This is a genomic window from Arthrobacter sp. TWP1-1, assembly GCF_049897845.1.
GTDB lineage: Bacteria > Actinomycetota > Actinomycetes > Actinomycetales > Micrococcaceae > Specibacter.
Map to the genome: position 1 here is coordinate 155,222 of NZ_JAFCXC010000010.1, position 15,334 is coordinate 170,555.

Annotated in this window: 12 protein-coding genes; 8 read left to right on the forward strand and 4 right to left on the reverse strand. The window is 63.2% G+C overall.

The annotated features are described in order from the left end of the window. Window positions 1–25 precede the first annotated feature (25 nt). From ACP7B9_RS15705 to ACP7B9_RS15715, 3 genes are all read right to left on the reverse strand, one after another. Complete coding sequence (locus ACP7B9_RS15705; protein ID WP_425864895.1) at window positions 26–1,888, reverse strand: ABC transporter ATP-binding protein; 1,863 nt, start codon at window positions 1,886–1,888, stop codon at window positions 26–28. Further along, the gene (locus ACP7B9_RS15710; RefSeq protein ID WP_425864897.1) at window positions 1,885–3,795 is read right to left on the reverse strand and encodes an ABC transporter ATP-binding protein; all 1,911 of its coding nucleotides are present in this window, start codon (window positions 3,793–3,795) and stop codon (window positions 1,885–1,887) included. The genes ACP7B9_RS15705 and ACP7B9_RS15710 overlap by 4 nt, the downstream gene beginning before the upstream one ends. A 127-nt stretch (window positions 3,796–3,922) precedes the next feature. Beyond that, entirely contained in the window at window positions 3,923–4,768 is an 846-nt protein-coding gene (locus ACP7B9_RS15715) for an HAD-IIB family hydrolase (RefSeq protein WP_425864899.1), read from the reverse strand. 134 nt (window positions 4,769–4,902) lie between these two features. Here ACP7B9_RS15715 and ACP7B9_RS15720 point away from each other — a divergent pair, with 134 nt between their 5' ends. The 4 genes from ACP7B9_RS15720 (at window position 4,903) to ACP7B9_RS15735 (ending at window position 9,284) form a co-directional block, all read left to right on the forward strand. Beyond that, the gene (locus ACP7B9_RS15720) at window positions 4,903–6,045 is read left to right on the forward strand and encodes an alcohol dehydrogenase catalytic domain-containing protein (protein WP_425864914.1); all 1,143 of its coding nucleotides are present in this window, start codon (window positions 4,903–4,905) and stop codon (window positions 6,043–6,045) included. A 93-nt stretch (window positions 6,046–6,138) separates the two neighbouring features. Continuing rightward, the gene (locus tag ACP7B9_RS15725) at window positions 6,139–6,855 is read left to right on the forward strand and encodes an SRPBCC family protein (protein WP_425864901.1); all 717 of its coding nucleotides are present in this window, start codon (window positions 6,139–6,141) and stop codon (window positions 6,853–6,855) included. 236 nt (window positions 6,856–7,091) lie between these two features. Further along, a complete protein-coding gene (locus ACP7B9_RS15730) occupies window positions 7,092–8,498 on the forward strand; it encodes an MFS transporter (protein ID WP_425864902.1) in 1,407 nt (468 codons plus the stop codon). Window positions 8,499–8,501: 3 nt separating this feature from the next. Further along, window positions 8,502–9,284 (forward strand): 3-hydroxybutyrate dehydrogenase, encoded by a 783-nt coding sequence (locus tag ACP7B9_RS15735; protein ID WP_425864904.1) that lies wholly within the window; start codon window positions 8,502–8,504, stop codon window positions 9,282–9,284. A gap of 292 nt (window positions 9,285–9,576) precedes the next feature. Here the strand turns inward: ACP7B9_RS15735 and ACP7B9_RS15740 are convergent, their stop codons facing one another. After that, window positions 9,577–10,485 (reverse strand): LysR family transcriptional regulator, encoded by a 909-nt coding sequence (locus tag ACP7B9_RS15740; protein WP_425864905.1) that lies wholly within the window; start codon window positions 10,483–10,485, stop codon window positions 9,577–9,579. A gap of 181 nt (window positions 10,486–10,666) precedes the next feature. On the opposite strand from ACP7B9_RS15740, the gene mmsB reads away from it, so the two are divergent. From mmsB to ACP7B9_RS15760, 4 genes are read left to right on the forward strand one after another with little or no spacing between them, the layout of a single operon-like run. Continuing rightward, window positions 10,667–11,581 carry a 3-hydroxyisobutyrate dehydrogenase gene (gene mmsB / locus ACP7B9_RS15745; protein ID WP_425864906.1) on the forward strand — a complete coding sequence of 305 codons (915 nt, stop codon included), beginning with the start codon at window positions 10,667–10,669 and terminating at the stop codon, window positions 11,579–11,581. A 9-nt stretch (window positions 11,582–11,590) separates the two neighbouring features. Next, window positions 11,591–13,084 carry an aldehyde dehydrogenase family protein gene (locus ACP7B9_RS15750; protein ID WP_425864907.1) on the forward strand — a complete coding sequence of 498 codons (1,494 nt, stop codon included), beginning with the start codon at window positions 11,591–11,593 and terminating at the stop codon, window positions 13,082–13,084. Continuing rightward, complete coding sequence (locus ACP7B9_RS15755; RefSeq protein ID WP_425864908.1) at window positions 13,077–14,318, forward strand: CaiB/BaiF CoA transferase family protein; 1,242 nt, start codon at window positions 13,077–13,079, stop codon at window positions 14,316–14,318. Before ACP7B9_RS15750 ends, ACP7B9_RS15755 begins: the two co-directional genes overlap by 8 nt. Then, window positions 14,315–15,151, forward strand: a complete 837-nt coding sequence (locus ACP7B9_RS15760; protein ID WP_425864909.1) for an enoyl-CoA hydratase/isomerase family protein — start codon at window positions 14,315–14,317, stop codon at window positions 15,149–15,151. Before ACP7B9_RS15755 ends, ACP7B9_RS15760 begins: the two co-directional genes overlap by 4 nt. The last annotated feature ends 183 nt before the right edge of the window (window positions 15,152–15,334 follow it).

The window sequence follows — 15,334 nt, forward strand, 5'->3', positions numbered from 1 at the left end:
TTAGAGTTCTAGCCGAGCTGCCGTTCTAGACGAGCGAGTCCTGCCAGGCGCCATGCAGCTTGGCGAAGCGGCCGCCGTCGGAAATCAACTCGGCGGGGGAGCCGTCTTCAACAATCCTTCCCTCGTGAACCACCAAGACCCGGTCCGCCATGGCCACGGTGGACAGCCTGTGCGCAATGATCAGCGCCGTCCGCCCGGCTGCGGCGCCCTGTGCACCGAGCAGTTTCTGCAGGCCGGTCTGGACCAGACGCTCGGAGGGGATGTCCAGCGAGGACGTTGCTTCGTCCAGAATCAGCACTGCCGGATTGGCCAGGAAAGCGCGGGCGAAAGAGATGAGTTGCCGCTGGCCCGCGGACACCCTGCCGCCACGTTTGTTGACGTCGGTGTCATAGCCGTCGGGCAAGGCCTTGATGAATTCGTCGGCTCCCACATCGCGGGCGGCCGCCTCAATCTGTGCGCGGGTGGCGCCGGGGTTGCCCAGCGCGATGTTCTCGGCCACCGTGCCGCTGAACAGGAACGCTTCCTGCGTCACCATGACAATGGCGCGGCGCAGATCGGCGCTGGACAGATCGCGTAACTCCACGCCGTCGAGCGTTAACGAACCTTTCGTCACGTCATAGAAACGGGACATGAGCTTGGCCAACGTTGACTTGCCGGCACCCGTGGCACCCACCACGGCCACCGTTTGGCCCGCTGGAATGTGTAAATCCAGCTTCGGCAGGACAAGGGGACCGCTGCCGTAGCGGAACTCCGCACCCGTGAATCGGATCTCGCCATTTGCCGTGGGCAGCGGGACCGGATGGCGCGGAGGCCGAACGGTGGGCACCTCCTCCAGCAAACCGGATACCTTCTCCAGGGCGGCCTGGGCGGATTGGAACGAGTTGTAGAACATGGCCATCTGGCCCACGGGCTGGAAGAAACGCTTGGTCGCCAGCAACAGTGCCAGCAGGGCGCCCACCTCCAATGCGCCGCCCAGCACGCGGAAACCGCCCGCCAACAGCACAACGGCAACGGCCACATTGCCGATGAGCATCAGACCGGGCTGGAAAACGCCGTTGAGGTTGATGGAACGGACCGTAACGCGGCGGTAATCCTCGGCCAATTCCTCGTAGCGGGCCGCGTTCTCTTTTTCGCGCCGGAACGCCTTGACGGCACGGATACCCGTCATGGTCTCCACAAAATGCACAATCAACCCGGCCGAAACCACCCGGGAGGAGCGGTATGCGGCCTGCGAACGCTTTTGGTACCAACGCGAGAGCATGAGCATGGGTATGGCCGTGGCCAGCACCAGCAATCCGGTGATCCAGTCGAGGGAGAAAATGGACACGGCCGTCAGGGCCATGAACACCAGGCCCGAGGCGAGCGAGGAGATGCCCGAGTCCAACAGTTCGCGCAGCGCCTCCAGATCCGAGGTTTGCCGCGAAATGATGCGTCCCGAGGTGTAGCTTTCGTGGAATTCCATGCTCAGCCGCTGCGTGTGCCGGAACACTTGAATGCGCAGATCCAGCAGCATGGCCTGGCTGAGCCGTGCCGTGGCCGTCAGGTAGGCCGCCGTCAGCCATGCCGAGGCAATCGCGGCAATAATGTAGCCGCCGCCGGTGATGATCAGAGGCAGGGGATTGGCGCCCGGTTGCGCGCTGAGGGCAGGCAACGCTGTGTCGATCCCGTACGCAATCAGCAACGGCCCGGCCACCTTCGCGGCCTGCGAAAGGACCACGAGAGCTACGGTGATGGCAAAACGCATCCGCACCGGGCGAAGCAATGTTCGCAGCAGCCGGACCGATCTCCGCCGCACGGCTCGGCTGTCCTCACGGCTCAGATCAACGCGGTCCTCGTCGGTGGTGCCCTGCGGCGAAGTGGTCTTCACTGGCTTTTCTTTGCGGCTCATGCGCCGGCTCCCTGGTCCTTGTGCGTGAGTGGGCCCTTGTGCGTGAGCGGTTCGGCGCCGAGGTCATCAGAGAGGTCGTCGTCCACACCCGTATCCAGATCGCGCGGTTCCTCGGTGAGGCTGGCCAAAACGTACCGGTAGTGGCTGTTGCCCGCCAAAAGTTCGGCGTGGGTGCCAACGGCCGAGACTCGGCCGTCCTGTAAGAGCGCCACGCGGTCGGCCATGGAAACCGTGGACGGGCGGTGGGCCACGATCAAGGTGGTGGTCCCTACGAGTTCCGAACGCAGCCTGTCCATCACGCGCTCCTCTGTATTGACGTCAAGGGCCGAGAGGGGATCGTCCAAGATCAACACGGCGGGGCGGGCGGCAATGGCACGGGCCAGGGCGATGCGCTGGCGCTGCCCGCCGGACAAGCTCAACCCCTCCTCGCCAATCAACGTGTCGACACCGTTGCTCAGCGTGTGGGCAAATCCTGCCTGCGCCACATCGAGCGCGCGTTCCAAGGCGGCATCGTTAGGGGTCCCAGCTTCATTGTGGGTCTCGGGCGCACTGTCGTTTTGTTCGGGGGCACCCAGCAACACGTTGTCCCGGACTGAGTGGGAGAACAAGGTGGTGTCTTCAAAAGCGACGGATACGTGCCGGCGCAGTTCGGCCAGCGTCAGGTCCCGGATGTCCGTGCCGTCCAACAACACGGCGCCGCCGGTGACATCAAAGAGTCGTGGCACCAGGTTAAGCAATGCACTCTTTCCGCTTCCTGTGACTCCAACGAGCGCCATGGTTTCCCCGGCGTGCAGCGTCAGATCGATGCCATTGAGCAAATCAGAGGTACCGGCCGGACTGTCCGGAAAGCGGAAGTGGACGTTGCGGAATTCCAGCTCGCCGCGCACGGTTTCCAGATGAACCGGCTGGGCGGGGTCCTCGATGGTGTTGACGGCGTCGATGACCTCAAAGTGCCGGTCCAGGGCTGTCTTGGCGGCGAAGGTCATGGCCAGCAGCGGGCCCATCGATTCCACGGGCCCGGCCACAACGGCGGCCGTGGCGAAAAACGCAACCAAGGCTCCGACGTCGAGCCTTCCGTTGGAAACCAGCAAGATACCGACCACCAGGCCAGCAGCGAGGGCCAGTTCGGGCAGCAGGGTGACCACCAGCGAGAAGACCGCGAGGGACTTGGCCTTGTGGATTTCGGTGGCCTGTAATTCTTGCGCCTGCCCGGCAAAGGAATCGAGGGCTTCCTGGCCGCGACCAAATGCCTTGAGCACGCGGATGCCGTGGACGGATTCCTCAACTGTGGTGGCGAGGTCGCCAGCCTGGTCCTGGCTCTTGCGGCTGACCCGCCCGTACGAACGCCGGAAGCGGAAGCCGAAGATGGAAATGGGGACGGCGGCAGCTAGGAAAATCAGGCCAAGTTCCCAGCTCATGGAGAACATGAGGACTACGCCAATCACTACTGTCAGTGCCGTCACCACCAGCATGATGGCGCCAAAAGCCATCCAGCGGCGCATGAAGTTCAGATCGCTCATGGCCCGGCTGAGTAATTGTCCCGAACCCCAGCGGTCGTGGAATTCCACGGCGAGGTTTTGCAGATGGCGGTAGAAAGTGGTTCGCATGCGCGTTTCCACCGTGGTGACCGGGACAATCACAAACTGCCGGCGCAGGGAGATTAACCCGGCCTCAAGTATTCCAAGGACAAGCACCACACCCGCTCCCACCCACAGGGCCTGCGTCCCGGTTCCTGGCAACAGCGCCGTATTGACGAGGGAGCGGTACACCTGAGGCACGGCCAGGGCTACGGCGCTGGCGGCGAGGGCCGAGAGGAAACCCCAGATCAGGGGCCACCGGATGGGCCGCAATTGCGGGCCCAGGCGGGCGAGAGTTTGGAAAAGTGTGGTGGTGTTTTTGTCTGCCATGCGCTTGTGTGACTGCCCCCATGCTGTGTAAAACGTCTGGATTTTCTACCCTACGCCAGTGCAGTGTGTCCGGTCGTAGCAATGTGGGTGATTGGCGCTGGACGTTGATTAGATCAGCGCCGGTTCATCAAATCAGCCCAAGGTCGGCGAACGCGGCGGCAATGCCTTCGCGGCTTGGCGGCGCGGCCGTGCGGTCCGCGATGGCTAGGAGTTCGGCGCTGGAACCTTCAATGGCCACGCCCATGCCCGCGTAGGCGATCATTTCCAGATCATTTTGACCGTCACCAAACGCGATGGTGTCTTTCTGCTCAATACCCAAGCGCGCTATCGCGGCAGCCACGCCGTCGGCCTTGCTGATGCCGCATTGGTACAGCTCGCCGGCATGGCTGCCTTCGTTCGCAATCGAGTTGGCCACGACGGCAATCTCTGCACCAATTTCTGCGACCATCTGGTCCATGGGAATGCGGGACTCGAACACGGTGACCTTGGCGAACAGGGGCGAATCCTGTGACCAGGGGAGCAGCGAATCCAGAATGGCTGAAGAGCCGCGGGGCTGGCCGGGGGCCGACTTTTGGAAGTGTCCTTCGACGATGGTCCGCAGCCGTTGCTCCGCGGCCGGGGCCACATGGAGTGATTCCTGCGCCTCCAAGACGTAGACAGAATCGTTGGCATCCAAAATCGCTACGGTTCTTTTCGCCAGATCGGCCGGGAACCGTTTGTCCACGAGGACTTCGCCGGCAACTTCCACGTAGGCGCCGGCGCTGGCAATCAGACCGTCAAAGCCTGCGTCGAGAATATGTGCTGGCAGCATTGACACTGGCCGCCCGGTGCAGAGCAGGACCTTGTGCCCGTTGGCGCGTGCCGCCTGCACAGCCACAACGTGTGCTTCAGGGACAATCCCGAAGTCTGCGTATGTGCCGTCAACATCGAGGAAGATGGCGTGGATGGTTCGGGTTTTTGCGTCGGCACTCATGATCACGGAGTCTACCGTTGCCGCGGCAGCAAGTATGATCACTTCAAAACCATCAGGCCGGGCCGGGTCATACCCAAACTGGGTCCAGCGCATTGAATCTTTTGAAGGATCAACGGATGACTGAATCAACGATGATGACCAGCGCCATTCTCCGGACCGCCGACGCCGAACGGCCCTATGCGGACAGCGCGCCGCTCGTACTTGAGCAGCTGCCAATCCCGGTTCCACGTGCGGGTGAGGTACTGGTTAAGATCGAGCGCGCCAGCCTGTGCCACTCCGATCTCTCGGTCATCAACGGTTCGCGCATCCGCCCACTTCCGATGGCTCTGGGGCACGAGGCCAGCGGAACCGTGTCCGGCGTCGGGCCTGACGTGGCCGGGGTGAAAGTCGGCGACCGCGTGGTTCTGGTCTTCGTCCCCAGCTGCGGCACGTGCAAGGCGTGCGCCAGTGGCCGGCCTGCGCTGTGTCATCGAGGCGCGGAGGTCAACGGCACGGGGGATCTGCTGCACGGTGAGGCCATCCTGCGCTCGGCGTCGGGGGAGCGGATCAACCACCACCTGGGCGTGTCCGCGTTCTCGGAGTACGCGGTGGTGGCTCGCGAATCCGTGGTGGTGATTGACGACGACGTCCCGCTGGATATCGCCGCCATGTTCGGTTGCGCCGCCCTCACCGGAATTGGCGCCGTGGTCCACTCCGCCAACGTCACCGCGGGGCAGTCGGTGATTGTGTTTGGCATGGGGGCCGTGGGTCTTTCCGCCGTCATGGCTGCCGTGCAGATTCCATACACCACCGTCGTAGCCATCGATCCGCTGCCGGAAAAGCAGGCACTGGCGCTGCGTTGCGGTGCGCACTTCGCCGGTTCCCCTGCCGAGGCTGCCGAGCTGGTGGCCGAGCACACCGGCTTCGGAGTTGATGTGGCCATCGAGGCCGTCGGCAGCGCCAAGGTCATGGAGGCGTGCCTTGGCCTGCTGGATCGCGGCGGCGCCCTCGTCTCGGTGGGGCTGCCGCATCCGGACCAGATGCTCAACGTGCAGGCGCTGCAATTCGCTGGCACGGGCAAGCGGCTGATTGGTTCCTACATGGGTGACGCCGATCCCTCCCGCGACATCCCGGCCTATATCCAGATGTGGCGCGATGGCAACCTGCCCATTGAACTGCTGCACACCGACACCAAGCCGCTGACCGAGATCAACGAGGGCCTGGACGCGCTCGCCGACGGCCTGGTGGTCCGCCGGCTGTTCACCTTTGCTGCTGCTCCCGGCAATTCGGCACTGTAACGCCAGCTGGCTCGCGGGTCTCCCGCTACGTTGCTGACGTTGGCATACTTAGCTCAGGAGCTGAAATTCGCGAGCTGAAATTAGGGAGCAACGATGGCCAAGGAATTCAAGATCGTGCACGAGACCGAAGTCGACGGCACCCCCGCGCAGGTATTCGCCGCGGCAACAGGTGGAACCTCGGGCTGGATGTGGCCCATGGAGATCGAGCCGAAGCTTGGCGGCGCCGGCCCGTTTGGCAGCACCGTGACGGTTTGGGATCCGCCGCACCGCTACTCCAACCGCATGGACGGTGAGGGTGGCTTCTTCAACCAACTCGACTTTGACATCTCCGAGCTCGCGGACGGCACCTCGTGGCTGCGGTACGTACACAGCGGCGTGTTCTTCGAGGACTGGGACAAGCAGTACGACGGCGCCGCGAAGCACACCGCCTTCTACCTGCACACGCTGGGCCAGTACGTGAAGTATTTCTCGGGCCAGCAGGCGGAATTCGCGGACATTCAGGGGCCGGCTACTTCGGGTTCACCTGAGGCGTTCACTGCCGTCAAGCACGCCTTGGGGATTGACGACGGCGGAGCTGGGGGACACGTCAGCGTCGCCATTGCTGGGCTCGGGACCGTTGACGCGGCGGTGGATTACCTCGATGAGAACTTTGTGGGTCTACGCACCGAGGATGCCATGATCCGTTTCTTTGGCCGCAACGCCTTTGGTGCCGTGGTGGGCATGACGATCCACCTGTTCGCCGAAGGCGCGGATGCCGAAGCCGCTGGCGAAGCGTGGGGCGCTTGGTTGAACGGGCTGTATTCGGCCTAACTGACGAGATCGCGACTCGTTTTCGCCCGGTCCAAGTAGCTCGGCCAGTAGTCCAACAACCCGACCGCCCTCGCTGTGCATTAATGCGCACCGACTCTGCGCTAATGGTCATTGATGTTCCTTCGTGGAGCCTGACATACTCGGGAAAACCGGCAAGCGTGGCGTGGGTCACAATGCAGCGCGGGCCGGCCCCATTGTCAATGTCGACAAGCGCGCCCCGGCGCGGAGGAGTAAACATGAGTTCACAGGCTGGATCATCACGGGCTGGGTCGTCACAGACGGCGAAGGAATCAGGGCTGCGCAAAGTTGTCGCAGCTTCCATGGCAGGCACGGTGGTGGAATGGTACGAGTTCTTCCTCTACGCCACGGCCGTCAGTCTGGTGTTTGGAAAGATGTTCTTCCCGAACTCCGGCTCCGAGCTCGACGGGATCATGGCAGGGTTCCTGACCTACGCCGTCGGCTTCGTGGCCCGGCCCATCGGCGGAATCGTGTTTGGCCACTTCGGCGACAAATTCGGCCGCAAGAACCTCCTTCAACTGAGCATCATCCTTGTCGGCGTTTCGACATTCCTCATGGGTTGCCTGCCCAGCTTTGGCCAGGTTGGCTATTGGGCGCCGGCACTTCTGGTGGGATTGCGCTTCATCCAGGGCTTCGCGGTGGGTGGCGAATGGGGCGGCGCCGTCCTCCTCGTTGCCGAGCATAGCCCCAGCAAGTCCCGCGGGTTCTGGTCCTCGTGGCCGCAGTCCGCCGTTCCGCTCGGAAACCTGCTGGCCACCGGCGTCCTGCTGACACTGTCCTCCGTACTCAGTGAAGCCGCGTTCCTCGGCTGGGGTTGGCGTGTGGCCTTCTGGCTCTCGGCCGTGATCGTCTTGATCGGTTACTACATCCGCACCAAGGTCAGCGACGCGCCCATCTTCCTCGAAGCCCGCGAGCACATCGAGGAGAACCCCAAGGCCGGTTACGGTGTGCTGGAAGTGCTCCGCCGCTACCCTCGGGGCGTGTTCACAGCCATGGGACTGCGCTTCGCCGAGAACATCCTGTACTACCTGGTGGTCACTTTCTCCATTACGTACCTGAAGATCATCGTCGACATCGACACCTCCCGCATCCTCCTACTCCTGCTCGTGGCACACGCCATCCACTTTGTTGTTGTCCCGCTGGTCGGCAAGCTTTCCGACGCGATCGGCCGCCGGCCAACATACATGCTCGGCGCCGTCACTGGTGCCACCTGGGGCTTCTTCTCCTTCCCCATGATGGACACCAAGAACACTTTCATGATCCTTGCCGCCGTCACCATTGGCCTGTTGTTTCATGCGCTCATGTACGCCGGCCAGCCCGCCATCATGGCCGAAATGTTCCCCACCCGCATGCGCTATTCCGGCGTTTCGCTGGGTTACCAGGTCACCTCGATCGTGGCCGGTTCCATGGCACCCTTCATCGCCACAGGGCTCGTGGAACACTACAAGTCCTCAGTCCCCGTGGCCCTGTACCTGCTCGGCGCCTGCATGGTGACCGCCATTGCCGTCTTGTTCCTGAAGGAAACCAAGGGCGTTTCCCTGCAGGACATTGACGACGCCGATGCTGCCGGAACGTTGGCCCTTGGCCGTGCCGCTGCGGCCAAGACCGCATCAAAGGTGGGCTAGGGCGTGAGTGTAGGCGGACCTCTGGCTGGTTCTCTGGCTGGGCCCGGACCTCTGGCTGGGCGCCGGGCGTTGATCACCGGCGGGGCAGGCGGTTTGGGGGCCGCCTGTGCGCGGGCGCTTGCAGCTCAGGGTGCTTATGTCATCGTGGCCGATCGTGATGGTGAGGCCGCCGCCGCAATCGCCGCCGAGGTGGGCGGGGAGTCGTGGGAGGTTGACCTGCTCGATACCGCGGCGCTGGAATCGTTGACGCTTGAGGTGGATATCCTGGTCAACAATGCCGGGATTCAGACCATCGCCCCAATTGAGGACTTTGACCCGGCCGCCTTTCGGCGCATCACCACCATTATGTTGGAGGTCCCGTTCCTGCTGATCCGGGCCGCACTGCCGCATATGTACGCGCAGGGGCATGGACGGATCATCAACATGTCATCCATCCATGGGCTGCGCGCCTCGGCCTTCAAGTCCGCCTATGTGGCAGCAAAGCACGGGCTTGAAGGCCTCTCGAAGGTCACGGCCAGGGAAGGTGGCGAGCACGGGGTGACAAGCAACTGCGTCAATCCCGGCTACGTTCGGACACCCCTGGTGGAAGGGCAGATTGCCGATCAGGCGGCCAGCCATGGGGTTCCCGAGGATCAAGTGTTGGGGGAGATCATGCTGGCCAAGAATGCCATCAAGCGCCTCATCGAACCCGAAGAGATCGCCGGGCTGGTTGCGTGGCTCGCCTCAGATCAGGCGGCCATGGTGACCGGTTCCTCCTACGTCATGGATGGTGGCTGGGCGGCGTAGTGAACAAGCCTTCGCCCTTTCCGTTCTGCCGCAGGTGAGCGAGGGTTCACAAAAAGTGCCCCGTACGTGAGTGAGGGATTGCTAAAAATGCCCCGTATGTGAGCGAGCGTCCGCAAAAAACACCCCGTATGTGAGCGAGGATCGGTGGGTGCACCCAAAGCACCCCGGCGGGAGGCTGCCTTTTCACAAAGGGCGGCCTCCCGCCGTCGTACTTCATCACCCCACCCGACGCTCCTGCAGATACGGGGCATTATTTCCAAACGCTCCTGCAGTCATTAAAATCCGGAGCCGCTCACTCCGGGAGTAACTGGTCCTTCATCCGTCGGGTTTCCTGCTTGAAGGCCGCCAGGACGGCCTGCACCGCGGGTGAACGCATCGACTCGGGTCGTGCGGCGGCCCAATATTGCACTATCTGCTCCACATGATCCGGGAGTACACGCACAAATCCCTCCTGGCCGTGGACCATGAACGCCGCGATCATGGCGATGCCGCCGTTGGCCCGCACAGCCTCAACCTGGGCAAACACACTCGTGGATTGGAACATTGCAGAACCTGCCGGAAGTTCGCCGCGCTGCAGGGCCAGTTCGGAGACTTGAAGCGTTGAATCCACATAGGAAATGAATGGGTGGTCCGCAAGCTCGGCAACCGTTGCGGGCAGTTCATGCTCGGCGGCATATCCCGATCCGGCGTACAGCCGCAGCGCATAATCGGTCAGCAAAACAGTCTCTGTCCGCCCGGCATCGACGCTGCCCGGCACCACCTCAATGTCCACGCCGGAGCGGTTTTGGCTCAGCCGGCGGGTGGAGCTGAGTAATTCAACCCGCAGCCGAGGATGCTTCTTTTGTAGCCGAACCAGGGCAGGCGTGGCAATGCGGGCGCCGAAACCGTCGGAGGTGCTGACCCTGACCACCCCGGAAATGATGTCCACGTCATGACGCAGGCCCGTGGTGAGGGAGCTCAGGCTTTGTTCAATCCCTTCGGCGGCGGCCACGGCGGCCCGGCCCAGGTCCGTCAGCTCCCACCCTTGTGGGGTTCGCTCCAGCGTGCGCCCGCCCATCTGCTTATCCAGCGCCAAAATCCGCCGCGAGACGGTGGTGTGCGTGGTGTCTAGGGCGTCCGCAACGGCGGTAAAGCGCCCTAGCCTTGCCACCGTGAGCAGGATGAGCAGGTCGTCGGGACTGGGGAACCTCTTGAAATCCACTCTGGATCACTCCTTATCTAAATGTCGCGATCCAATGTCGCACCGCTGATTCTGCATTTATGCACATGCGGTCTGCTTTTATATGTCTTGTTTGCACCCTATCAGGATGTGATGCTGGTCATATCTGGCTAAGCGCCGGCCCTGGGACATAATGGGAAACGTAAGCAAAGGAGCTTTCATCATGGCGGTTGTGGCATGGATTGGTTTGGGCAACATGGGCGGACCCATGACGGCAAATTTGGTCAAGGCGGGTCACACCGTGCGCGGCTTCGACCTGAGTGCCGCTGCCCTCGATGCGGCCGTCGCCACGGGTGTCACCCCCGCGGCCTCGATCGCTGACGCCGTCTCTGGCGCCGACGTCGTCTTCTCCATGCTCCCCAAGGGTGACCACGTCCGCGCTGTTTACTTCGGCGACGGCGGCATCCTGGCCAACGCGGCCAAGGAATCACTCCTGATCGATTCCTCCACCATCGACATCGAGTCCGCTCAGGCAGTGCACGACGCCGCTGCTGCCGCCGGCTTCCGCTTTGTCGACGCCCCTGTTTCAGGTGGCATGAGCGGCGCGGCTGCCGGGACGCTGACCTTTATGATTGGCGGCGAGAGTGGCGCCGTGGCCGACGCTTCCGCGTACATCGAGCCTATGGCGGCCAACATCATCCCCACGGGCGCGGCCACCACGGGCCAGGCCGCCAAGATCTGCAACAACCTGATGCTGTTCATCAACCTCGCGTCCACGGCCGAAGGCGCCGTACTGGCCGATCGCCTGGGCCTCGACAAGCAGGTCTTCTGGGACATTGCCTCCGTGTCCTCCGGCGACAGCTGGGCGTTGCGCACCTGGTACCCGGTGGCTGGCGTGGTTCCCACCGCGGCATCCAACAACGGGTTCGCGCCCTCGTTCACGGCCGAACTGGCCAACAAGGACATTGGTCTTGCCATCGCAGCGGCCCGGAACACCAACACCCCGTTGGAGATCGGCGAGCACGTCCAGCAGCTGTTCCAGCGCCTCATCGATGAAGGCGAGGGCGGCAAGGACTGCAGCCAAATTGTCTCCCTCGTGGATGGCTCCCTCAAGACCTCCGCCACAGCACTCGGATAAGGAAACGCCATGACAGACGTTCTAGTAATGCCAACTGTTCGCGATTGGCCCATGTGGATTGGTGGCGAGGAAGTGGCCTCGGCCGGCGGTCAATGGCGGGATGTTGAGAACCCGGCCCACCGCGAAACCGTCATTGCCCGCGTCCCGGCCGGCACCGAAGCCGATGTGGACCGGGCCGTTGCCGCGGCTCGGGCGGCGTTCCCTGCGTGGCGCGCACAGCATTTCACGGGTCGCGCGAAGGCCCTGCTCGCCATCGCCGACGAGCTTGAGGCCCGCATCGAGGAATTCGCCAGGCTGACGGCACTGGATACGGGCAACGCCCTGCGCACCCAGGCCCGCCCCGAGGCCACCACCATGGTCTCGCTGTTCCGCTACTTTGCCGGCATTGCCGGTGAGGTCAAAGGCACAACCCTTCCCGCGGGCGATAACCAACTGCAATACACGAGGCTCGAGCCCCTAGGCGTTGTCGCCGCGATCCTGCCATGGAACTCACCGCTCATGATCGCCGCGTTCAAGGTCCCGGCGGCCCTAGCCGCGGGCAATACGGTCATCATGAAGGCCGCCGACGACGCCCCGCTCACCATCTTGCTGCTCGCGGAAGTGTGCAACAAACACCTGCCGGCCGGCGTCGTCAATGCCATGACGGGGCGAGGCTCGATCATCGGTGAGTCGCTGGCCCACCACCCGGGCGTCGACAAGGTCTCCTTCACCGGATCCACCGAGGTGGGTCGCGGGGTGGCCGCCACGGCCGGGGCGCGATTGGCGCACATGTCGCTGGAATTGGGCGGAAAGAATCCCTCCATCGTCTTTCCTGACGCGGTCGACGACGAACTCCTGGACGGTCTGCTCCTCGCCTCGCGCTTCACCCGCCAAGGTCAAAGCTGCACCGCAGGCTCACGCCTATTCCTCCACGAAGACATTTACGACGACGTGCTGACGCGGCTCAGTGCCAAGCTCGGCGCCCTGAAGGTCGGGGATCCACTGGATGAGGCCAGCGACATGGGTGCCATCATCAACGCCAAGCAACACGCATCCATCACCGGCTACCTCGACGAAGGGCGCGCCACCGCTGGCATGAAGGCCGTGCTCGGTGGAAACGCACCCACGGAGGGTGCGCTGACCGAGGGCTACTATCACCTGCCCACCGTGTTCAGCGGAGCGAGGAATGATTTTCGGCTGGCCCAGGAAGAGATCTTCGGTCCTGTCTTGGTGGCGATTCCGTGGAAGAACACCGCCGATGTCATTCGCATGGCCAACGATTCCAATTACGGCCTGGCCGCCTATGTCTGGAGCCACAATCTCGACGACGCCTTGAACACGGCCCATCAGGTTGAGGCCGGCTGGGTGCAGGTCAATCAGGGTGGCGGCCAAGTGGTGGGCCAGTCTTATGGCGGCTACAAGCAAAGCGGCATGGGTCGCGAAGTTTCCCTAGAAGGCATGCTGGCCGGGTTTACCCAGACCAAGCAGATCAACGTCCGCCTGCGCGGGGTGCCCAATGGGTAGCCAGCAGGAGTTGCCGCTGGAGGGTATCCGAATCCTTGATCTCAGCCGCGCGCTAGCTGGACCATATGCAACGGCGTTGCTGTCGGACCTGGGCGCCACAATAATCAAGGCCGAGAGCATCAAGGGTGGGGACTCCAGTCGGGCGTGGCCACCATTCGAGAATGACCACAGCCTGTACTTTGATTCGGCCAACAGGGGTAAGGAGTCGATCGCCATCGACTTCTATAGCCAACCGGGGCGGGAGCTGCTGTGGAAGCTGGCCATGAGTGCCGACGTCGTGGTTGAAAACTTCCGCCCGGGAGTGCTCGCCACCATGGGGCTGGACCCCGAGGAGCTGCGTGCCGCTAAACCGGAGCTGATCCTCGCCTCGGTCAGCGGATTTGGTGCAACTGGGCCGCTGTCGCAGGCGCCCGGGCTGGACCAGGTGGCGCAGGGCATGAGTGGGCTGATGTCTGTGACGGGGCCCGACGCGGAGCACATGTACCGGGTGGGTGTGCCCATGATCGACATGGTCTCCGGCATCAATACGGCGTTGGCCATCGCCGCGGCGCTGGTGGGCCGGGCCAGGACCGGAGCTGGGATGGAGGTGTCCACCTCACTCCTAGAAACCGGGCTGGCGTTGGGTGCATTCCAGAGCCAGAAATACCTCAGCACGGGCGAGGTTCCCGTGCCGCTGGGCAACACCCACCCTGCGCTGACGCCTTATGGGGTGTTCGCCACGGGGGACATTCCCGTCATCATCGCCGTGGGTAACGAGAAGCAGTGGCAGCAGTTGTGTTCCTTGCTTGGCGCCCCGGAACTCGTGGAGCGCCCCGAGTACGCCACGGGCAAGCTGCGCCATGCCAATGAAGCCGTTCTAAAGGGTGAGCTGGAAGCCTTGCTGGCCAGTAGGAATGCCGGGGAGTGGCTGCCGCTCCTGCGCAGTGCCGCCATTCCGGCCGGGCCCATCTACAACTACGAACAAGCATTTGCCGACGAGCAGGTTCGCTCGCTGGACATGGTGGAGACCGTGCATCGGGCGGACGGCACGGAGCTGCCCCTCGTCAGGGGCCCAATTTCGGTGAACCGGCAGGCGCCGCGCATTCGCAAGGCCCCGCCGTCGTTGGGGGAGGACACCGAGGCCGTCCTCGCGGCGTTGTCGCTCACTCAGGAGCAGATAGCCGGTCTGATTGAGGCGGGGATCGTGCTGGCTGCGCCTGCGCCTGTCCCGGCTAGGGAGGAATTGCCTGCATGAGTACGATGACTGTGGATTCAGGCACGGCAACGGTAGGGGAGAGGGTAGGCATGCTGCGAATTGAACAGTCCGGGCCGGTGGCCACGCTCATCATGGACAATCCCCGGATGCGCAACGCCATCACGCAGGAAATGTGGCAGCAATTCGAGGACCTGCTGGCGCAGCTCGATGACGACGATTCCGTCAAGGTGGTCGTGGTGCGCGGGGCTGGAGACCACTTCTCCGCTGGTGCCGATATTGCCTCCGTGGAAAGGATCCTGCATGATCCTGCCACCGGCCAGAGCGACGGCGGCGACATTACGGTGGCCGAGAACGCCCTGGCCCGCTTTCGCAAACCAACCATCGCCGCCGTTGACGGTTACTGCGTGGGCGGTGGCTGGCAGATCGCCGGCGCCTGCGATATCCGGTTGGCCTCTGAGCGGGCCACCTACGGCATCACCCCGGCCAAGATCGGCATCGTGTACCCGCTCTCTGGCATCAAACGTCTGGTGCAGCTGACCGGCCCGGCCACGGCCAAGTACCTGCTGTTTAGCGGCGACTTCGTCAACGCGCAGGAAGCCTTGCAGATGGGGTTGGTCACCAAGGTCCTCGCCACCGACACCTTCTGGGAGGAGGTCAACGCATTCGCGCTCCACCTTTCGGCGCGCTCGCAGTTCTCCGCTCACGGGCACAAGGCCTTGGTCAATGCGATCAGTGCCGGCTCAACCGAGGTCGATGAGTTGAGCGCCTATTGGCAGGGCCAAATGGCCGTGAGTCAGGACGCCGCAATTGGTGTCGCAGCATTTCTGGCGAAGGAAACGCCGCGGTTCACCTGGTTGCGCCCCCAGAAGTAGGAAATGCCGCAGAGTGAGCGCGCAGAGCCCGGCCCGCCCCGCCCGAGCGCGAAAGTACACTTGGTGCCGATGTTTTCGAGGCAAATTCATATGGTGGTTGCAACGCTCTGATAGATGGAGCGTTTCATGGTCAAGTTGTTTGCCCCGAACACCCGCACGGAGTTTGTTGATCTGGTGTGTGGT